16 protein-coding genes are annotated in these 15,586 nt (G+C 50.5%); 2 read left to right on the top strand and 14 right to left on the bottom strand.

Features of this window, described 5'->3' with window-relative positions; all coding sequences use genetic code 11:
- Positions 1–118 precede the first annotated feature (118 nt).
- Positions 119–808 (top strand): class I SAM-dependent methyltransferase, encoded by a 690-nt coding sequence (locus ACTG2W_RS04695; protein ID WP_106843021.1) that lies wholly within the window; start codon positions 119–121, stop codon positions 806–808.
- A complete protein-coding gene (locus ACTG2W_RS04690; RefSeq protein ID WP_128835977.1) occupies positions 805–1,779 on the top strand; it encodes a hypothetical protein in 975 nt (324 codons plus the stop codon). The genes ACTG2W_RS04695 and ACTG2W_RS04690 overlap by 4 nt, the downstream gene beginning before the upstream one ends.
- Before the next feature lie 36 nt (positions 1,780–1,815).
- Here the strand turns inward: ACTG2W_RS04690 and pseI are convergent, their stop codons facing one another.
- From pseI to suhB, 14 genes are all read right to left on the bottom strand, one after another.
- Positions 1,816–2,865: a pseudaminic acid synthase gene (gene pseI / locus ACTG2W_RS04685; RefSeq protein WP_128835975.1), complete on the bottom strand. Its 1,050-nt coding sequence runs from the start codon at positions 2,863–2,865 to the stop codon at positions 1,816–1,818.
- 33 nt (positions 2,866–2,898) lie between these two features.
- Positions 2,899–3,576, bottom strand: coding sequence for a formyltransferase family protein (locus ACTG2W_RS04680; RefSeq protein WP_128835973.1), 678 nt, complete (start codon positions 3,574–3,576; stop codon positions 2,899–2,901).
- On the bottom strand, positions 3,577–4,257 hold the full coding sequence (locus tag ACTG2W_RS04675; protein WP_439983808.1) for a PIG-L deacetylase family protein: 681 nt from the start codon (positions 4,255–4,257) through the stop codon (positions 3,577–3,579).
- 1 nt (position 4,258) lies between these two features.
- Positions 4,259–5,713 carry a UDP-4-amino-4,6-dideoxy-N-acetyl-beta-L-altrosamine N-acetyltransferase gene (gene pseH, locus ACTG2W_RS04670; RefSeq protein WP_128835970.1) on the bottom strand — a complete coding sequence of 485 codons (1,455 nt, stop codon included), beginning with the start codon at positions 5,711–5,713 and terminating at the stop codon, positions 4,259–4,261.
- The gene (locus ACTG2W_RS04665) at positions 5,714–7,003 is read right to left on the bottom strand and encodes an aminotransferase class III-fold pyridoxal phosphate-dependent enzyme (protein ID WP_128835968.1); all 1,290 of its coding nucleotides are present in this window, start codon (positions 7,001–7,003) and stop codon (positions 5,714–5,716) included.
- Positions 7,000–7,755 (bottom strand): cytidylyltransferase domain-containing protein, encoded by a 756-nt coding sequence (locus ACTG2W_RS04660; protein WP_128835967.1) that lies wholly within the window; start codon positions 7,753–7,755, stop codon positions 7,000–7,002. Before ACTG2W_RS04660 ends, ACTG2W_RS04665 begins: the two co-directional genes overlap by 4 nt.
- Complete coding sequence (locus tag ACTG2W_RS04655) at positions 7,752–8,597, bottom strand: aldo/keto reductase (protein ID WP_106843016.1); 846 nt, start codon at positions 8,595–8,597, stop codon at positions 7,752–7,754. Before ACTG2W_RS04655 ends, ACTG2W_RS04660 begins: the two co-directional genes overlap by 4 nt.
- A complete protein-coding gene (gene pseC / locus ACTG2W_RS04650) occupies positions 8,588–9,730 on the bottom strand; it encodes a UDP-4-amino-4,6-dideoxy-N-acetyl-beta-L-altrosamine transaminase (protein ID WP_106843015.1) in 1,143 nt (380 codons plus the stop codon). Before pseC ends, ACTG2W_RS04655 begins: the two co-directional genes overlap by 10 nt.
- Positions 9,727–10,731 (bottom strand): UDP-N-acetylglucosamine 4,6-dehydratase (inverting), encoded by a 1,005-nt coding sequence (gene pseB, locus ACTG2W_RS04645; protein ID WP_106843014.1) that lies wholly within the window; start codon positions 10,729–10,731, stop codon positions 9,727–9,729. Before pseB ends, pseC begins: the two co-directional genes overlap by 4 nt.
- A 105-nt stretch (positions 10,732–10,836) precedes the next feature.
- On the bottom strand, positions 10,837–11,670 hold the full coding sequence (locus ACTG2W_RS04640; protein WP_167566355.1) for a cobalamin-binding protein: 834 nt from the start codon (positions 11,668–11,670) through the stop codon (positions 10,837–10,839).
- Positions 11,663–12,625, bottom strand: coding sequence for a cobalamin biosynthesis protein CobD/CbiB (locus tag ACTG2W_RS04635; protein WP_106843012.1), 963 nt, complete (start codon positions 12,623–12,625; stop codon positions 11,663–11,665). Before ACTG2W_RS04635 ends, ACTG2W_RS04640 begins: the two co-directional genes overlap by 8 nt.
- Entirely contained in the window at positions 12,622–13,314 is a 693-nt protein-coding gene (gene mtnN / locus ACTG2W_RS04630; RefSeq protein ID WP_040067225.1) for a 5'-methylthioadenosine/S-adenosylhomocysteine nucleosidase, read from the bottom strand. The genes ACTG2W_RS04635 and mtnN overlap by 4 nt, the downstream gene beginning before the upstream one ends.
- Positions 13,315–13,483: 169 nt before the next feature.
- Positions 13,484–14,416 carry a ZIP family metal transporter gene (locus tag ACTG2W_RS04625; protein ID WP_047440409.1) on the bottom strand — a complete coding sequence of 311 codons (933 nt, stop codon included), beginning with the start codon at positions 14,414–14,416 and terminating at the stop codon, positions 13,484–13,486.
- A gap of 322 nt (positions 14,417–14,738) precedes the next feature.
- Positions 14,739–15,542: an inositol-1-monophosphatase gene (suhB, locus tag ACTG2W_RS04620; protein ID WP_005352992.1), complete on the bottom strand. Its 804-nt coding sequence runs from the start codon at positions 15,540–15,542 to the stop codon at positions 14,739–14,741.
- Positions 15,543–15,586 lie beyond the last annotated feature (44 nt).

The raw sequence follows: 15,586 nt of genomic DNA, 5'->3' as shown, positions 1-15,586 counted from the left end.
AATGTTATGGCTATGTAATTATCTGTTCAGGTGAGTGTTGAAATTATGTTATGCCCATGCACTCTGTGTTGCTTTCTTGCAGAGTGATGGAAGATAATTTATAAAGAGAGGTATCTAAATGACTGATGATGACAATAATATATTCAATAAGCTTTACTTGGAAAATGGTGCCGCTTCACAGCGGCGCTATCCGAATGAAAGCTTGATAGGTTTTTTGGCCTCCAGTTTATTTCATCTATCTAAAAAAGAACGAGGTGAGTGTCGAATTCTTGAGGTAGGTTGTGGCAGTGGGGCAAATATATGGATGCTGGCAAAAGAAGGCTTCGATACTTGGGGGATAGATTTATCATCAGCAGGTATAGATCTTTGCAAGCAAGTTATTGCATCTTGGAATGTTAATGCTCAACTTGATGTCGGTAGCATGACAGAATTACCATACCCTGATAGTTATTTTGACGCAATAGTCGATGTAGTATCCATGCAGCACTTAACCCTTACACAGCATATTGCAACGATCTCTGAGATATATCGCTGTCTAAAACCAGGGGGGTATTTATTTTCCTACCATCTTGGAAAAAACTCTTCTGTTTGCCAATCTTCTGGCCTTACTTGGTGTGATGATATATCCATCACTGATATTCCGATGGGGTATCCACTGGCAGGAAATGGACTGACATCATTCCTTGATGTTCAGACTGCTGAAAAGTTGTATTCAGACTTCAATTCCCTAGAGATTGCATCAATCCGAAGGGAATATGCTAAAAGTAGTAATGAAGTAGAGTATTTAGTTATTAGTGCTAAAAAATGAAAATAGAAACCTTATCTAACAGTGAATTTGAGAAGTTACTGGGTGTACGATTACTTGAGTTCGGTGGTTTGAGGACTCCTGGGCATATTGAGTATTTCAAGAAATATTATAACTCATCCTTTGAAGACTTATCTTTTGGGGTGTTCTATCCAGAGGGTGAGATTATTGTTTTACTTACTCGCCATATTGTAAATGACTCTGCACATTATGGTTGGTATGGACAATCTGCTTTGCTACTTTGCAAGGGTAAAGCAGAACAGCAACGCCAAGCTGAGTTAGTGGCTCAGGCCCATATTCTTTCCTTATTGCAAGAAGGAGGCGTTATCGATTTTCAGGAGTCTTCTAGTGAAATAAGTTTTGTCGCTAGAACTCTATTAGTGTTGGGGATATCACCACGAGTTTATTCTGAACAAATTATTAGGCTGGTTAGTGATGAATTAATGCTGAGTGATATGCGAAAAGTTTTCCGCCAAAATATCAACTGGGGAGCCCGTCATCTGGAGTGCAAGATTATCGATGCTAATAATGTAACAGAGCAAGATTTTCTGGATTTCGAAGAGTTTCATGTCGCTGTTGCTGGTAGGCGAACCCGAAGCCATGACTCTTGGGTAGAACAGATGAGGTTAGTACAGACTGGAGAGAATTTTCTTGTTGTTAGTCATTTAAATGAAACGCTGGTTGGCATGTCTTTGTTTGCAGCATCAGGGAAACTTGCCTATTACTCTGTTGGTGTGTATGAGCGAGAACTGTTTCACTTCCCTCTTTCTCATTATCCGATTTGGCTAGGTATTTTGCACTCCAGAGATATGGGATGTGTTGAGTTTAGTATGGGGGAGAGTGTTTATAATAATGTGATTAACTCTCTTGGCCATTTATCGACAGAGAAGGAATGCAATATTAGTCACTTCAAGCGAGGATTTGGTGGCGATATCAGGTCGTCATTACGTTTTTATGGTGACTTGAAAGTTTAAAATAGTCATTGGCTTATATGTGCCAATGACTGTTTTTTATAAAAAAATATCTTTAAGACTGACGGCTTGGCCGCGATAAATATCTTGGCGAGCTTTTTTTCCCAATATTTTTGGCAATGCTTCAGGTGGCAACCCATAACCTGGCCGGATCCGTCGGATGTGTTCCGGTTTTATGGTGGTGCCCGCTGGAATGTCGGTAACAAAATACAAAGAACGACGAAATCTCAGGTTTGCCTGTTCAGCCTGGTTGTCACCACTTTCTCCTGACCCCAACGCTTGCCAGCAGAGTTTTGCCTGGCTGCAGAGCTCTTTAAGTTCACCTGGTTCAAGTGAGAACTCGGCATCCGGGCCGCCATCAGCGCGAGCCAAGGTCAGGTGTTTCTCGATGGCCACAACGCCCAATGCTATTGCCAGCTGAGCGGCGGTATTTCCCATCGTGTGATCAGAGAGACCAACGGGTACTGAAAATGTCTCTGCCAAGCGGGTAATCCGCTTGAGATTGATATCAGCAAGAGGGGTTGGGTAGCCACTGACACAATGAAGCAGCAGGATCTGTGAGCAACCATTTTCACGCAAAATGGTTATTGCCTTGGCAATTTCATCTTCAGTTGACATGCCAGAAGAGATAATTACCGGCTTTCCTTGTTGAGCTATGTAGCTGAGCAGGGGAAGATCGGTAATTTCGAATGAGGCAATCTTGTATGCAGGAGTACCCAGCTCCTCCAAAAAATCAACAGCACTCTCGTCGAAGGGAGTGGAGAAAATAGTCAATCCGCGTGACTTTGCTCGTTCAAAGAGAGGCTGGTGCCATTCCCATGGGGTATGGGCTAGGGTGTAGAGATCGTAAAGGGTATGGCCATCCCATAAACCGCCCTGAATATGAAAATCCGGTAGATCACAGTCGATTGTCATGGTGTCAGCGGTATAGGTTTGCAGCTTGATGGCATCAGCTCCCGCGTCGGCAGCCGCATCTACCAGCGCCAGTGCCCTCTCCAGCTGGCCATTATGGTTGCCGGAGAGTTCGGCAATTATATAGGGAGGGGTATCTGGACCGATTATACGTCCATTGATTGTAAATTCAGTCATAGTTATCATTAAATCCTTGAAACAATTTTGATTTTAATCGTTATGTTTCTGTATGCGAACATGTGCTTCTATATCTCCAGATAATCGCATTATCGGATGCGAAAAAATTAACCTATATTTACCAACGTCAATATAAGCTGGAGGGTAACCATCAACATCTAAAACTCTTATTTTATCAAAAATATGTTCAATGCTGTTATTCATATCAATATTGCTTTGCTCGTTTTTTCTACGCTCAAATAATGTGACATCCCCAATTTGTGGTATTGGCGTAGGGAGTTCATGCAATAGTTTATTCATCATTGATATGCTAGCGAGATAGATCCTTCTGAATACCTCCTCGCCACCGCCAAGTAGGGATACATCTTGGCGTAAATATATAGGGCCGGCATCTAGCTGATTTGTCATTTTAAGTGCCACTACTTGAGTAGTTTGATGTCCATTCAGCACCATATTCTGAATGGGGCTACCTCCTCTGCCGTAGGGTAAAGGAGTGCTATGAAAGCAGATGCATGTACATTCTTCTATTAACTTATTAGAAACAATCCATGACCAATGTGGAAAAAAAATCAAATCTATATTTTTTTTAGACAACAGGAGTAAATCCTCTTGATATTTACAAATATAAGCTGCATTGTTAAGCAACGCAGGTGATTTTTCCTGTAGCAAACTCCAGAATGAGTTGCTTTTGCAAGCAATAGCATATTTCATTTACAGCGACCTCGATTTAATTATTTCAAAAGCTTCTGAATAATTAAAGCCAGCCTGAGAGCCTCTAACTCTATTTATATTTTCTATGGAGGATATTGATCTTGGGTGAGGTATATCTCTCATCTCCATCCAATAACAGTTGAGCGCTTCAATTTTTTTATGCATAAACTTATCGATGTTTACAAATAAGTTAGGGTTAAAGGTACGAACTCCCCATTCTGTTGAGGATGCAATTTCATAAGCTCTTATTTCTTGCCATGACTCATTTGGCTGAGCTCTAAAAGCAACTAATGTTGCCTCATGAACTCGCCTATGATTGATGTTAAGATCTGCAGACGAATGAGTATATATTATATCAGGAGATATATGTTTTTTTACTTCCTCTATATATCTTGCTAATTCGAGGAGTGGCACAGTATCAAGCATATTATCTGGAAATTGACCTCTTCCAATCCAAGTGAATCCAATGGTTTTGGCTGCTAGATCAGATGCTTGCTTTCTCTCTTGCGATAAATTTCCATCGTCAATATTATTTACTCTGGCACCGATACCATTAGTAAATGATAATACATATACAATATCACCTTGGTTAATGTGTTTGGCAATAGTGCCACCACACCCAATGGTTTCATCATCAGGATGGGCTGATATAACTAAAATAATTTTTTCCTTATAATTCATCTCACCTCCTATTTTTAGTAAGTTCCATTTCTAGGAACCCCTCATTTGAGCCTCTTTCGAGGAAGTTAGATTTTTTATATAGTTTAAAAGCTACATCATTAGTTACTTTTACACACAAATTTAGCTTTTCTAAATTTGCTATATCAAATGCGATATATTCTATTGCCTGAAGTATTTTATTTCCAAACCCTAACCATTTATCACTAGGGTGTCTATATATGTCTAACCAGGCCTCTTTTTTTATCCAATCGATTCTATGTAAAGATGTAGAACCCATGATTTTATTTTCATAGAAAACCGCATAGTTTAAATTGCAAGGATCCTGTTCTTGACTTTTGATGAAGTTAATATGAGAGGATATTGATATACGCTTTGTGTCATGCATTTCTTTGCGAACTTTATATCTATTCCTTATAGATAAAACAGTTATTTTTTCAGATTTATTTAATTGAGTGAATGGGATTAATGTCAACTCTCTATAAGTGATAGCTGTAGATATTTTTGAATAATAAAAAAGTAAGTGAGATAGTCGTTGTGCCCCGTCAGGAATAGGATATTTACTCATGTTCACAACATGATTTTTTCTTGTTTGAAAGTCATTTAATATCGACATAGAGGTTATTATTTTTTCTATGATATTATCATTTTCCCAGTTGTCAATAATTTCAAATAAGTTATGGCTAGAGATACTCTCTAGTTGTGAAGACTGGTTTTCGGCTGTTTTTATAATAATTGAAGGTAGCAAAGATGCTATTAACTCAAAAATTGTCTGCCCTGCAGCACAAATAGATATGTCACTTTGATACATTAACTCTGCTACCTGTTTGGCGCTAAGGTTAGAGTAATAGATACAATTTGATGAACATGCTGTCTGTATATTTGTTATTATGTGTATTGTTGCAGTTGGATATATGTCTTTTGTGATGTTAACTATACGGTTAGTTATCCCCAGAATATCTGTTCCACCCATCATAACAAGAATATTATTAATGGTTTTTTTTGGTGCTTTATTCCTTTTGCGGATGTCAATGAAATCTGGTCTGATGGGTTGCCATGATGTGCCGATGAGCCATCGAGATGGATGGTTTGTAATTTTAGTTACGTTTGGTGTGGGATGTATAACTAGACCTTTTGGATATTTCACGCGAAAAGTATCATCAACATATGCTGTTATTTTAAAAAACGATGATAACTTTTTAAGTTGTGTTACTGATGCTGTATAGCTATCTATAATAGCAATATCCATGTTCAAGGAAATCGTTATTTTTTCGAACTGCCATTGTTTCCATACTACGTTATTCCCATTAATAAACTGATGTGCAATTGAATCGCCATCAATCACCCATTGAACTTTACCACCTAATTTTTCCCATGCAGTGGCATATGAATGACATCGACTTAGATGCCCCAAGCCTCTCTGTTTATCACCCTCGGTAAAAATCCAAAGTGTCATCATTTAGCGTACCTTGAACACTGGCTGTATAGGTTTGCCGTGTAGTTTGGCTGTTAGAGATTTATCGTGATCATGGTGGATTAGCGCTGGCAGTATGTCGCGATAGGCGGCCAGCAAAGCGGCCACATCCTGTTCGCTATGGGCCAGATTCATATTGTGACTGCCAAGGGTGAGGATCCCTCGCTTGCACAACTCCTGGATCAGATAGCTCTTGAGAAGCCAGGTAGAGTGGTTTACTGAATCCGCAACCAGCAGAAAGCTCCAACTCGGGTGTCCGGCGGTGTGCAGCCAGTCCGGGGCATCGATCTCTTTTAGTAAGCTATCGAGCCCATCCAGTACCTGTTGTCCCCGCTCTGCGAGCCTCTTTGGTACATCCAGTCGCCTCATCTTTTTGATGACGGCGTTGGCTGCAGCGAGGGCAATTACATCCCCGCCGAAGGTGCCGGAGAAGAAGATATCTTCCATCCGTTTCATATATTGGCAGCGGCCAACAACGGCGGAAATCGGGAAACCATTGGCCATGCCTTTGCCGAACGCAGCAAGATCCGGCGTCACACCAAAGAGGCTCTGTGCCCCGCCCAAGTGGTAGCGAAAACCTGTAATGGTCTCATCAAAGATGAGTAGTGCGCCATGGGCATCGCAGAGTTGGCGCAGACCAGGCAGAAAATCCGGGGTTGGCCAGGTTACATTCATCGGTTCCAGAATGACGGCTGCAAACTCGCCCGGGTGAGCTTCCAGCAAGCGCTGCAGCGAGGCAAGATCGTTGTAGTCAAATCTGTGGGTCAGCTCTCTCACACACTCGGGGACCCCCAAATGGCGGGTGGTTGAGCCGATGTACCAGTCTTGCCAGCCATGATAGCCACAGACTGCTACCCGCTCGCGGCCTGTGACTGCTCTGGAGAGCCTGATACAGGCAGAGGTGGCATCAGTCCCGTTTTTGCCAAAGCGAACCATTTCGGCACAGGGGATAAGCTCAATGAGCTGTTCAGCGACTTCAGTTTCCAGCCGGTGGGGAAGGGAAAAGATCGAGCCAAGACTGAGTTGCTCCATTACCGCTTCATTCACATCCGGATCGCAATATCCAAGACTGATGGCCAGTAGGCCGCTGGCAAAATCAAGATACTCGTTGCCATCTACATCCCAAACATGCGCCCCATTGCCGCGCTCGATAAAGAGTGGGGCGGCGCCATAGGGGAAACAGAGGCGACTTTTGGAGAAGGTTTGGGAGCCGAGTGGAATGCTCTGTTCCGCCCGTGCCGAGAGAGCAAGTGAATGTTGATAACGTGAGGTCATATATGATTCTCCTTGGCCAGCGAATTAGCCAATCCTTCGTTGCGCTTGTGTCGGGTATTAAGTGTTGTCAGCTCCGGCTGCTGCGCCAGCAGGGCGAGGATATCGTCGGTCGTAAAGGTTGGGTTGGCAGGATAGAGAGCCTGATAAATTCGCTCTACCAGTTCAAAGTCGGCAGGCTCATCGACAGTCCAGCGCAGGTGGGCCAGCGAAGGCGAGCGCTGCAGTTCGCCGATAGAAAACTGTTCGGAATGACAGCGAACGTAATAGGTGACATGTTCCCGCTCGGTCTGCGTGGTGGCCTTTTCCTGCAAGGTTGCCAGAGTCGCTCCACTCATGACCTCGGCATCCAGCCCATCCGGATAACTGGGATGGCCGCAGTTGCTGCTGTAGTCGAACTTGCCCGAGAGATGGAGGGCTATCAGCTCGTCTATTACCATAGGATCAGCCAGTGGGCAGTCACCGGTGAGACGCACAACATGGGTCGGACTGTAGGGTTGGGCCGCCAGATAGAAACGCAGCAACACATCGTCAAGAGGACCGCAGAAACAGGGGATATTCAACCTCTCGCACAGATCGGCAATGGCGCGATCTTCCGACTGATCGCTGGTGGCAACCAGCAGCTTGTCCAGTAGCTTGCTCTGTTGCAACCGTTCAATCTGCCTTGCCAGCATGGGTGCGCCCAGCAGTTCCTTTAGTACCTTTTTGGGCAGGCGGGAAGAACTGGTTCTGGCCTGCAGAATACCCAAGATCATCGTGTTCTCCAGAGTCCGGGGTTGATAAGTTCCTGTTCCATAGACGCCAGGTGTGCGATATCGGCCTCGTAGCACTCGTGCTGTACTTGACTGGCCGCAACGATGGCGGCCAGCTCTTGGGCATGACAAACACCGACAACAAAGCGGCTCACCTGTGGTAGGGCTGTCATGATGGAGAGGGCTCTGCCAAGCGGGGCCACCGAGGGATGCCAGTGGTCAAACCGTTCAAGTGCGGTAGCGAAACGCTGAAAATAGTCAGGTCGCTGCGCTGGTTGCATCAATAACAGGCCCTGTAAAAAGAGCGAGCGAACATGGATTTCACACCCCATATCTACCAGTTTGTCGAGCCATCCAGTGCGTAAAAAGCGTTGATCGAGCAAATTGGCAGGTAATTGCACCAGTTCCAGAGGATAGCCAGCTGCGCTCCAGGTATCGAGCTCCTCCGGTGAGTAGACGGAGATCCCGAGTTTTCCGATCGCGCCCTGTTGCTGCAAATCGGTGAGTAACTCGAACAAGGCAGGTGAGGCATCTTGGCTACGGTGCAGCAGCAAGCCATCGAGCCGTTTTCGCCCCAGCCAATGCAAGCTGTTGTTGAGCGCGGCCTTAACATCGGACAGCAGTAGCCCTGGTGCCAGCTTGTCGATGAGAGTGAAGTCGGTGATATCTCTTTGCCCCAGCCTCTGCTCGGCATTGCCATAGGCTTGCGCCGTATCCAGGGTATCGATACCTGCTTGACGAGCTAACGCAATGATCGCGTCGAGTTCCTCATCGCTGACTTGTCCGTCGTGATTGCTGATCCCGTAATCCAGACCGAATTGCACTGTGCCCAGAGCTAGCCGCATAGAGCCTGCTCCAGCGCATCTACGACCTGTTGCTGCTCTGAAAGAGTCAGAGCCGGGAACAGTGGAAGAGAGATTGCTCCCTGATAGTAGGCTTGTGCGCCCGGATAGTCTGCTGGGTCATGTCCCAGCCCACGGTAGTAGGGCTGGGCTGGGATAGGAATATAGTGAACGTTGACGCCAATGCCGGCAACACGCAGGCGGGCAAACACCTGATCGCGTTCAGCCACCTGAATGACATAGAGGTGATAACCGCTCTGGCGATTATTACTCTGCTGCAACGGCTGGACTGGCAAGAGGGATAACAGCGCGTCATATCGCCTGGCAAGTTCACGACGCTGGGTAATGAACTGATCAAGACGGCTCAACTGACTAAGCCCTAGTGCCGCCTGAATGTCGGTCAAGCGATAGTTGAAGCCCAGAAGTTGTTGCTCGTAATACCACTCTCCGGGAGAGGGCATGAGCAGCGCTTGCGGATCTCGAGTGATTCCATGGCTGCGATAGAGTCGCAATTTGTCGGCCAGCACCTGATCTCGGGTGGTGACAGCGCCTCCTTCTGCGGTCGTAATCGGTTTGACTGGATGAAAGCTGAAGACCGTCATATCGCTGTGACGGCAACTACCGATAGGTGACCCCTGATAGTGGGCACCCAGTGCATGGCAGGCATCCTCGATCAGAACGATTCCGTACTGGCGACAGAGCGCACCGATCTCTTCGAGATCGCAGGGCTGTCCGGCCAGATGTACAGCAATCAGCGCTTTTGGAAGGGAGTGGGTGCGCATAGCTTGCTGCAGTTTCTTATCCAGTGCCACTACATCGAGGTTACCGGTAGCAGGGTCAACGTCGACAAAATCAACGTTGGCATTGTAGTAGCGAACGCAGTTCGCCGACGCAACAAAACTGACCGCAGAAACCCAAACTGTATCTTGGGCGCCAATATCCAGTACTGCGCAGGCCAGATGAAGCGCAGTGGTGCCGTTACTGCAAGCAACCACATGCGGCACTTGGCAGTAATCGGCCAGTCCTTGTTCGAAAGCGGGAACGGCTTGGCCTTGGGTCAGATAATCAGATTTCAGTACGGCAACGACGGCTTCTATATCGGCATCGCTGATCGATTGGCGGCCATAAGGGATCATTCGGACAATACCTGCTGGTTCATGCTCTGTAGTTCGGCTATCGACAGAAAGTGCTGATTATTTAGGGAATTGTATTCAAAGCCCGGAGCAACCAGTGTGGCTGTTTCACCTAGAGCATTAACGCTGAAATCATTGTTGCGGCTGGTGAAACTGATGCTGGGTGCAATCACGTAGTAATCGTTGAACTCATAAGTGTGGAAAGAGTCGTCAGCCGGACACATCACCTCGTGCAGCTTCTCCCCCGCACGAATGCCGATGATCTCCTGCTTAAGGGTCGGAGCCATGGCTGCCGCCAGATCGGTGATCTTGACCGACGGGATTTTCGGCACGAACAATTCGCCACCGCGCATACGCTGGAAGTTGCTAAGAACAAAATCTACGCCTTGCTGCAAGGTCAGCCAGAAGCGGGTCATCTCGGGGTGGGTGATAGGCAGCGTACTGGCGCCGCTCTTGATCAGATTGTCGAAGAAGGGAACCACGGAGCCCCTTGAGCCGACCACGTTGCCATAACGTACCACCGAGAAGATAGTCGGGTTCTTGCCCGCCATATTGTTGGCAGCGACAAAGAGCTTGTCAGAACAGAGCTTGGTTGCCCCGTAAAGGTTAATCGGGTTGGCAGCCTTGTCGGTCGATAGTGCAATGACCTTCTGTACGCCATTGTTGAGCGCGGCCTTGATGACGTTTTCGGCTCCTCCAACGTTGGTCTTGATGCACTCCATCGGGTTGTATTCGGCTGCTGGCACTTGCTTGAGCGCAGCGGCATGCACCACAAAGTCGACATCGCGCATCGCCATGTCGAGGCGCTCGGCATCGCGAACATCGCCGATAAAATAGCGCATGCAGGGATGGTTGAAACACTGCTGCATTTCAAACTGCTTGAGCTCATCACGGGAGTAGACGATCAGTCGTGCGGGTTGGTAGCGGGATAGCACGGTTGCAATGAATTTCTTGCCAAATGACCCCGTGCCACCGGTAACTAGGATTGTTTTTCCATTAAACATGACGGTGTCCCATGATGAAGATTGGTATCTATGGAATTCTAAAGCACTTTTTATGCCATTTGCAGACGTAAATTGGAAGGCGTGATCTGAATGGCTGTTTTTTGGCTATTTGTTGCTGCGTTGGGCAATGGCTCGGCAAACCTGCTCCACCGCATTGAGGGCTCTCGGGGTGAAGCGGTGCAGTTCATCTGAGTTGATCAAATCGAGTCGCTGATGCTGCACCGCGTCGAGATTAGGCCACTTCAGCCAGTGACGCAGAGCGTCAGGATCTTGACTCCCTGCCAGGATCAGCGATGGGTTGGCTCTGATCACCTGTTCCATGTCCACTTGAGGGTAGGGGGTCTTGGCATTCGCCATGATGTTGATCCCGCCGCAAAGTTCGATGGCCTGAGCAGGCCAGGCGTTGCTGCTCACGCTGGTGAGCGGTGGGTACCAGAGCTGGTAGAACACCTTGACGCCGGTTGGTTGGCCATAGCGCTGTTGTAGCTCATGCAGACGTGCCAGATAGCGATCGGCGGCTTCGTTGGCACTCGTTTCCACTCCCAGCAATTTGCCGAGAGCCCGCATTTCGGTCGCCAGCGAGGCAAAATCGGTAGGCTCAGAGTAGAAAACCGGGATACCCAGCTGCTCCAGCGGTGCCAGCATACGTGACTGGGCCGAGCGCCAGCCGAGAATGAGATCCGGCTTTTGCGCCAGCACAGCCTCGACGTTGATGCTGCGATAATTCGCCACCTTGGGCTTGTTTTTCACTTCTGCGGGATAGTCGGAGGCATCATCGATGGCCACCAGCTTGTCACCGGCACCGATATCGTAAAGCAGTTCGGTAAGATGGGGTACCACGCTCACCACCCGGCTCGGAGTCGCGGCAAACAGAACACCGGGCAACCAGGCAAGCAGCACGCAGGGCAGCCAGACAGGCAAGCGCAACACTCTACCCATGAAATAACCCCGCTACCGTGACAACCAGCGCCAGTATCAACCAGCCCCAGCCGCACCCTTGCAGAATGTTGAGCACCTTGCGCGGTGTCTCGCTATCTGGCTCAGCACCAGTGCCGATGACGGGCCAGCGCTGGAGTGCTCCCTGATAGTAGCGAGGGCCACCAAGGCGGATCCGGCACTTGTCTACCAGCAGAGTGAGCAGCATTCCCATGGCGGGATAGGGCCAGCGCGCGCCACTGCGCAGCAGCTGTGCGGCCTGTTTGAGACGGCTTGCCAGCAGTGGCAGCCCCAGCAGCAAAATGACGGAGGCATTGAGCCCCTGATAGAGGGCGCTGGCGGCGCGACCAAAGTGGTCGAAGGCGGGATCTTTGCGACTCCAGCTCAGGTTCATCAGCTGCACCAGCCGCCAGAGCAGGGCGCCCTGTACGCCAGCCAGGGCAAATCCCAGCAGCGGGCCAGCCCATTGGCCGACTAGACGCAGTGCGCAGCTCTCCGTCACCGCTTTGGCGAGCCCCATGGCCGAGAGTTTGCCAGTCTCCCGCTTGAGCCAGGGTGTCGCCTGCAATCTCGCCAGCGGCAGGGTCTCCTGGGTGGCGAGCGAGCGGGTGGCATGGGCGAGTTCGCGCAGCGGGCGGGATTCGAGCATCAGCAGCAGGAACAGCAGGTCGAAGACTGGCTCGCTCAGGGCCAGATTGCGCAGCGACCAGAGCCCGGCGGCGCAGGGGAGCCAGACTACCAGCATTGCCAGCAGGCCGGCCTGCATTTGCTGGCCGGGTGAACCATCGGGTCTGTGTACCTTGTGCCCAAGCCGGGTCAGCAGGGGCGTGACGGCCGAAAGACGCAGATGGGATGGCCACGGGATCACCGCCTCCAGTAGGGCCGCCCCCACCAGAATGGCCGCCGTCGTCGAGAGGAGGGCGTCGGCCATCAAATCAAGCGAGCCGGTCTCGATCACAGTTTGCCGAGCATCTTGATAATCACTTCGGCGGAGTGCTTGCCGGCCACTTCGATGAAGGCATCGAAGGATTCAACCTGTTCCTTGCCGGCGATATCGGACATGGCGCGCACCACCAGATAGGGCACTTTGAACATGTGGCACACCTGACCGATGGCGGCACCTTCCATCTCGACCGCCAGCATCTGCGGGAAGTCGGCGCGAGCCTTGGCGATGGCGTCCGGTTTGCACATGAACTGATCGCCGGTGCAGATAAGGCCAACCTTGGTCTGGTGCTTGCCCTGCTCGGCGATGCAATCCTGAGCGACCGCGATGAGTTTCTCGTCGCAGGGGAAGGCGGCAGGTTGCTGTGCCATCTGGCCCATCTCGTAACCAAAGGCTGTCACGTCTACATCGTGGAAACGCATCTCGCTGGCGATCACCACATCACCGATGTGCAGATCCTGGGCAAAACCGCCTGCAGAGCCGGTATTGATGACGCAGTCGGGGGCAAATTTTTCCAGCAGCAGGCTGGTGGCCACGCTGGCGGCGACCTTACCGATACCGGAGCGGGTCAGGATCACCTCTTTGCCTGCCAGCATCCCTTGATAGAACTCGCAGCCGCCCAGTTGTAGGGTGGTGGGGTTGCTCATCTGGCTGCGCAGCAGGGCCACTTCTTGCTCCATGGCGCCGATAATACCTACTTTCATTGCTGACCTCGTCTTGATAGCCGTGTGGCTGAATTTAAGTTGCTGTAGATCATAACAAAAGATGGCGTCGGCGCCGAGAGGCACGAGCGAAAGGTGAGATGAAGTGCAGCGCTCCATATGGGAGCGCCGCAGGTGACAAAAAGCATTGATGAGAGAGGGGCTAGTGTCTTTAGCCGAGCGCGGTATCGAGGGTCATCATCAGGGCAAAGCCCGCCATCAGGCCGAGGGTGGCATAGGTCTGGTGACCGTTGCGGTGAGTCTCCGGGATAACCTCGTGCGAGACTACAAACAGCATGGCGCCGGCGGCGAGCCCAAGTCCGATGGGGTAGGCGATGGCAAGGCCGCTGGAAAGCCCCACTCCGAGCAGGGCGCCAACCGGTTCGAGCAGGCCGCTGGCGATGGCAACCAGCACGGCGACAGAGGGGCGAAAACCGGCGGCGCACATGGCTAGCGCCACCGCCAGTCCTTCGGGAATATCCTGCAGCGCGATGGCGGTGGTGAGCGGCAGCCCCACCGACATATCCCCCTGCGAGAAGCTCACCCCGATAGCCATCCCCTCCGGCAGGTTGTGCAGGGCGATGGCAAAGACGAACAGCCAGACCCGGGAGCAGCTCTCGTGGCCGGGACCGCAGGGGCCGGTCTTGTCATGCTCGTGGGGGGTGAACTGATCCAGTCCCAGCATCAACAGCACCCCGAGGGTCATGCCGACCACCACCACGGCGGCGGCGCTAAAGCCGTTGCCGGTGATCCCCTCGGCGGCCTCCAGCCCCGGCAACAGCAGGGAGAAGGCACTGGCCGCCAGCATCATGCCGGCGGCAAAGCCCAGCATGGTGTCCTCTACCTTTTGCGGCACCGAGCGCAGAAACAGGGCGGGCAGGGCGCCGATGGCGGTGGCGGCAAACCCGGCGGCACCACCGACAAGGCCATAGCGCACGCCGCTGGTCACCTCGCCGGTAGCGAGCATGATGAGACTCTGCAACAGCAGCAACAAGACGGCAGCCAGCGCGATAAAGAGGCCGAGAGCAGTGAGCGGGCGGCTTTGCATCTGGCTGCGCAGTTGCTGTGACCAGGATAACGGAGGAAGAGCTGAGAGATGGTCCATGGCATGACCTCAAGGTGTGCAAAGTGGATGGTGGCATTACATCCACTTGGCCGCCCCTTGTCCATGCCTGCAAGGCGATTGCCGCTATCTGAAAATCTGGAAAGAGTTTATCTAGGCAAACACATGGGAACTCTTATCGGTAGCCAAAGGCGGGGGGCAAGAGGGGTTGTCTGCAAATGGCTGAAGTGGATGTTGAGTGGCAAGTGGGGATGCATCGCGAACTCTTTTAAATCAGCTGTAGATGTCTGCCTTGGTGTTCGGATAACAGATACAAGAAAACCGGCTTGCGCCGGTTTTGTTATCTGTCTGCTCGAAGGCTGGCTTATTTCGCCAAGGACTCCGGCAGCTCTTCACGGATCTTGCCCAGCATCTCTTTCAGGACGCGCGGGTTGGCAACCACGATGTTGCCGGAGTTTTCGTAGTTGTGACCACCTACGAAGTCGGTGACGATGGCGCCAGCTTCTTTGGCCAGCAGTTCACCGGCCGCGGTGTCCCAGGGTTTCAGGCCGATTTCCCAGAAACCGTCGACGCGACCGGCAGCCACGTAGGCCAGATCCAGTGCGGCAGAGCCGGAGCGACGGATGTCGGCACATTCGATGAACATGCTCTGGAACATCTTCAGGTAGGACTCGATGTGGTGCTTTTGCTTATAGGGGAAACCTGTGGCCAGTACGGTGCCAGCCAGCTCTTTGGCTTTCCCTACACGGATACGGTAGCCGTTTAGCTGGGCGCCGCTACCACGGGTAGCAGTAAACAGTTCGTCACGGATGGGATCGTAAACAACGGCTTGTTCGGTTTTGCCTTTCACACGCAGGGCGATGGAAACGGCAAAGTGCGGAATGCCTTTGACAAGGTTGGTCGTGCCATCCAGTGGGTCAATGATCCATTGGTAGTCCGGATTGGTACCGGCAATCTCACCAGACTCTTCAGCAACAATGCTGTGCTCCGGGTAAGATTTTTTGATGGTGTGAATGATGGCCGCTTCGGCTTCACGGTCAACGTTGGTCACGAAGTCATTGCTGCCTTTTTGGATAGCCTCAATGTTCTCGGGCTGGGAGAAGGCTTTTACTACAACTTGACCGGCGTTGCGCGCAGCGCGCACGGCGATATTCAGCATCGGATGCATAGGTTCACCACTGGATGTTAAAGAACGGGGGATAAAAGGACGCG

The organism is Aeromonas sp. 96A (assembly GCF_051919165.1).
GTDB classification, from domain to species: Bacteria; Pseudomonadota; Gammaproteobacteria; order Enterobacterales; family Aeromonadaceae; genus Aeromonas; species Aeromonas veronii.
Note: the sequence above shows the minus strand (reverse complement) of the source record. Positions and strands in the feature narration are given on the sequence as shown.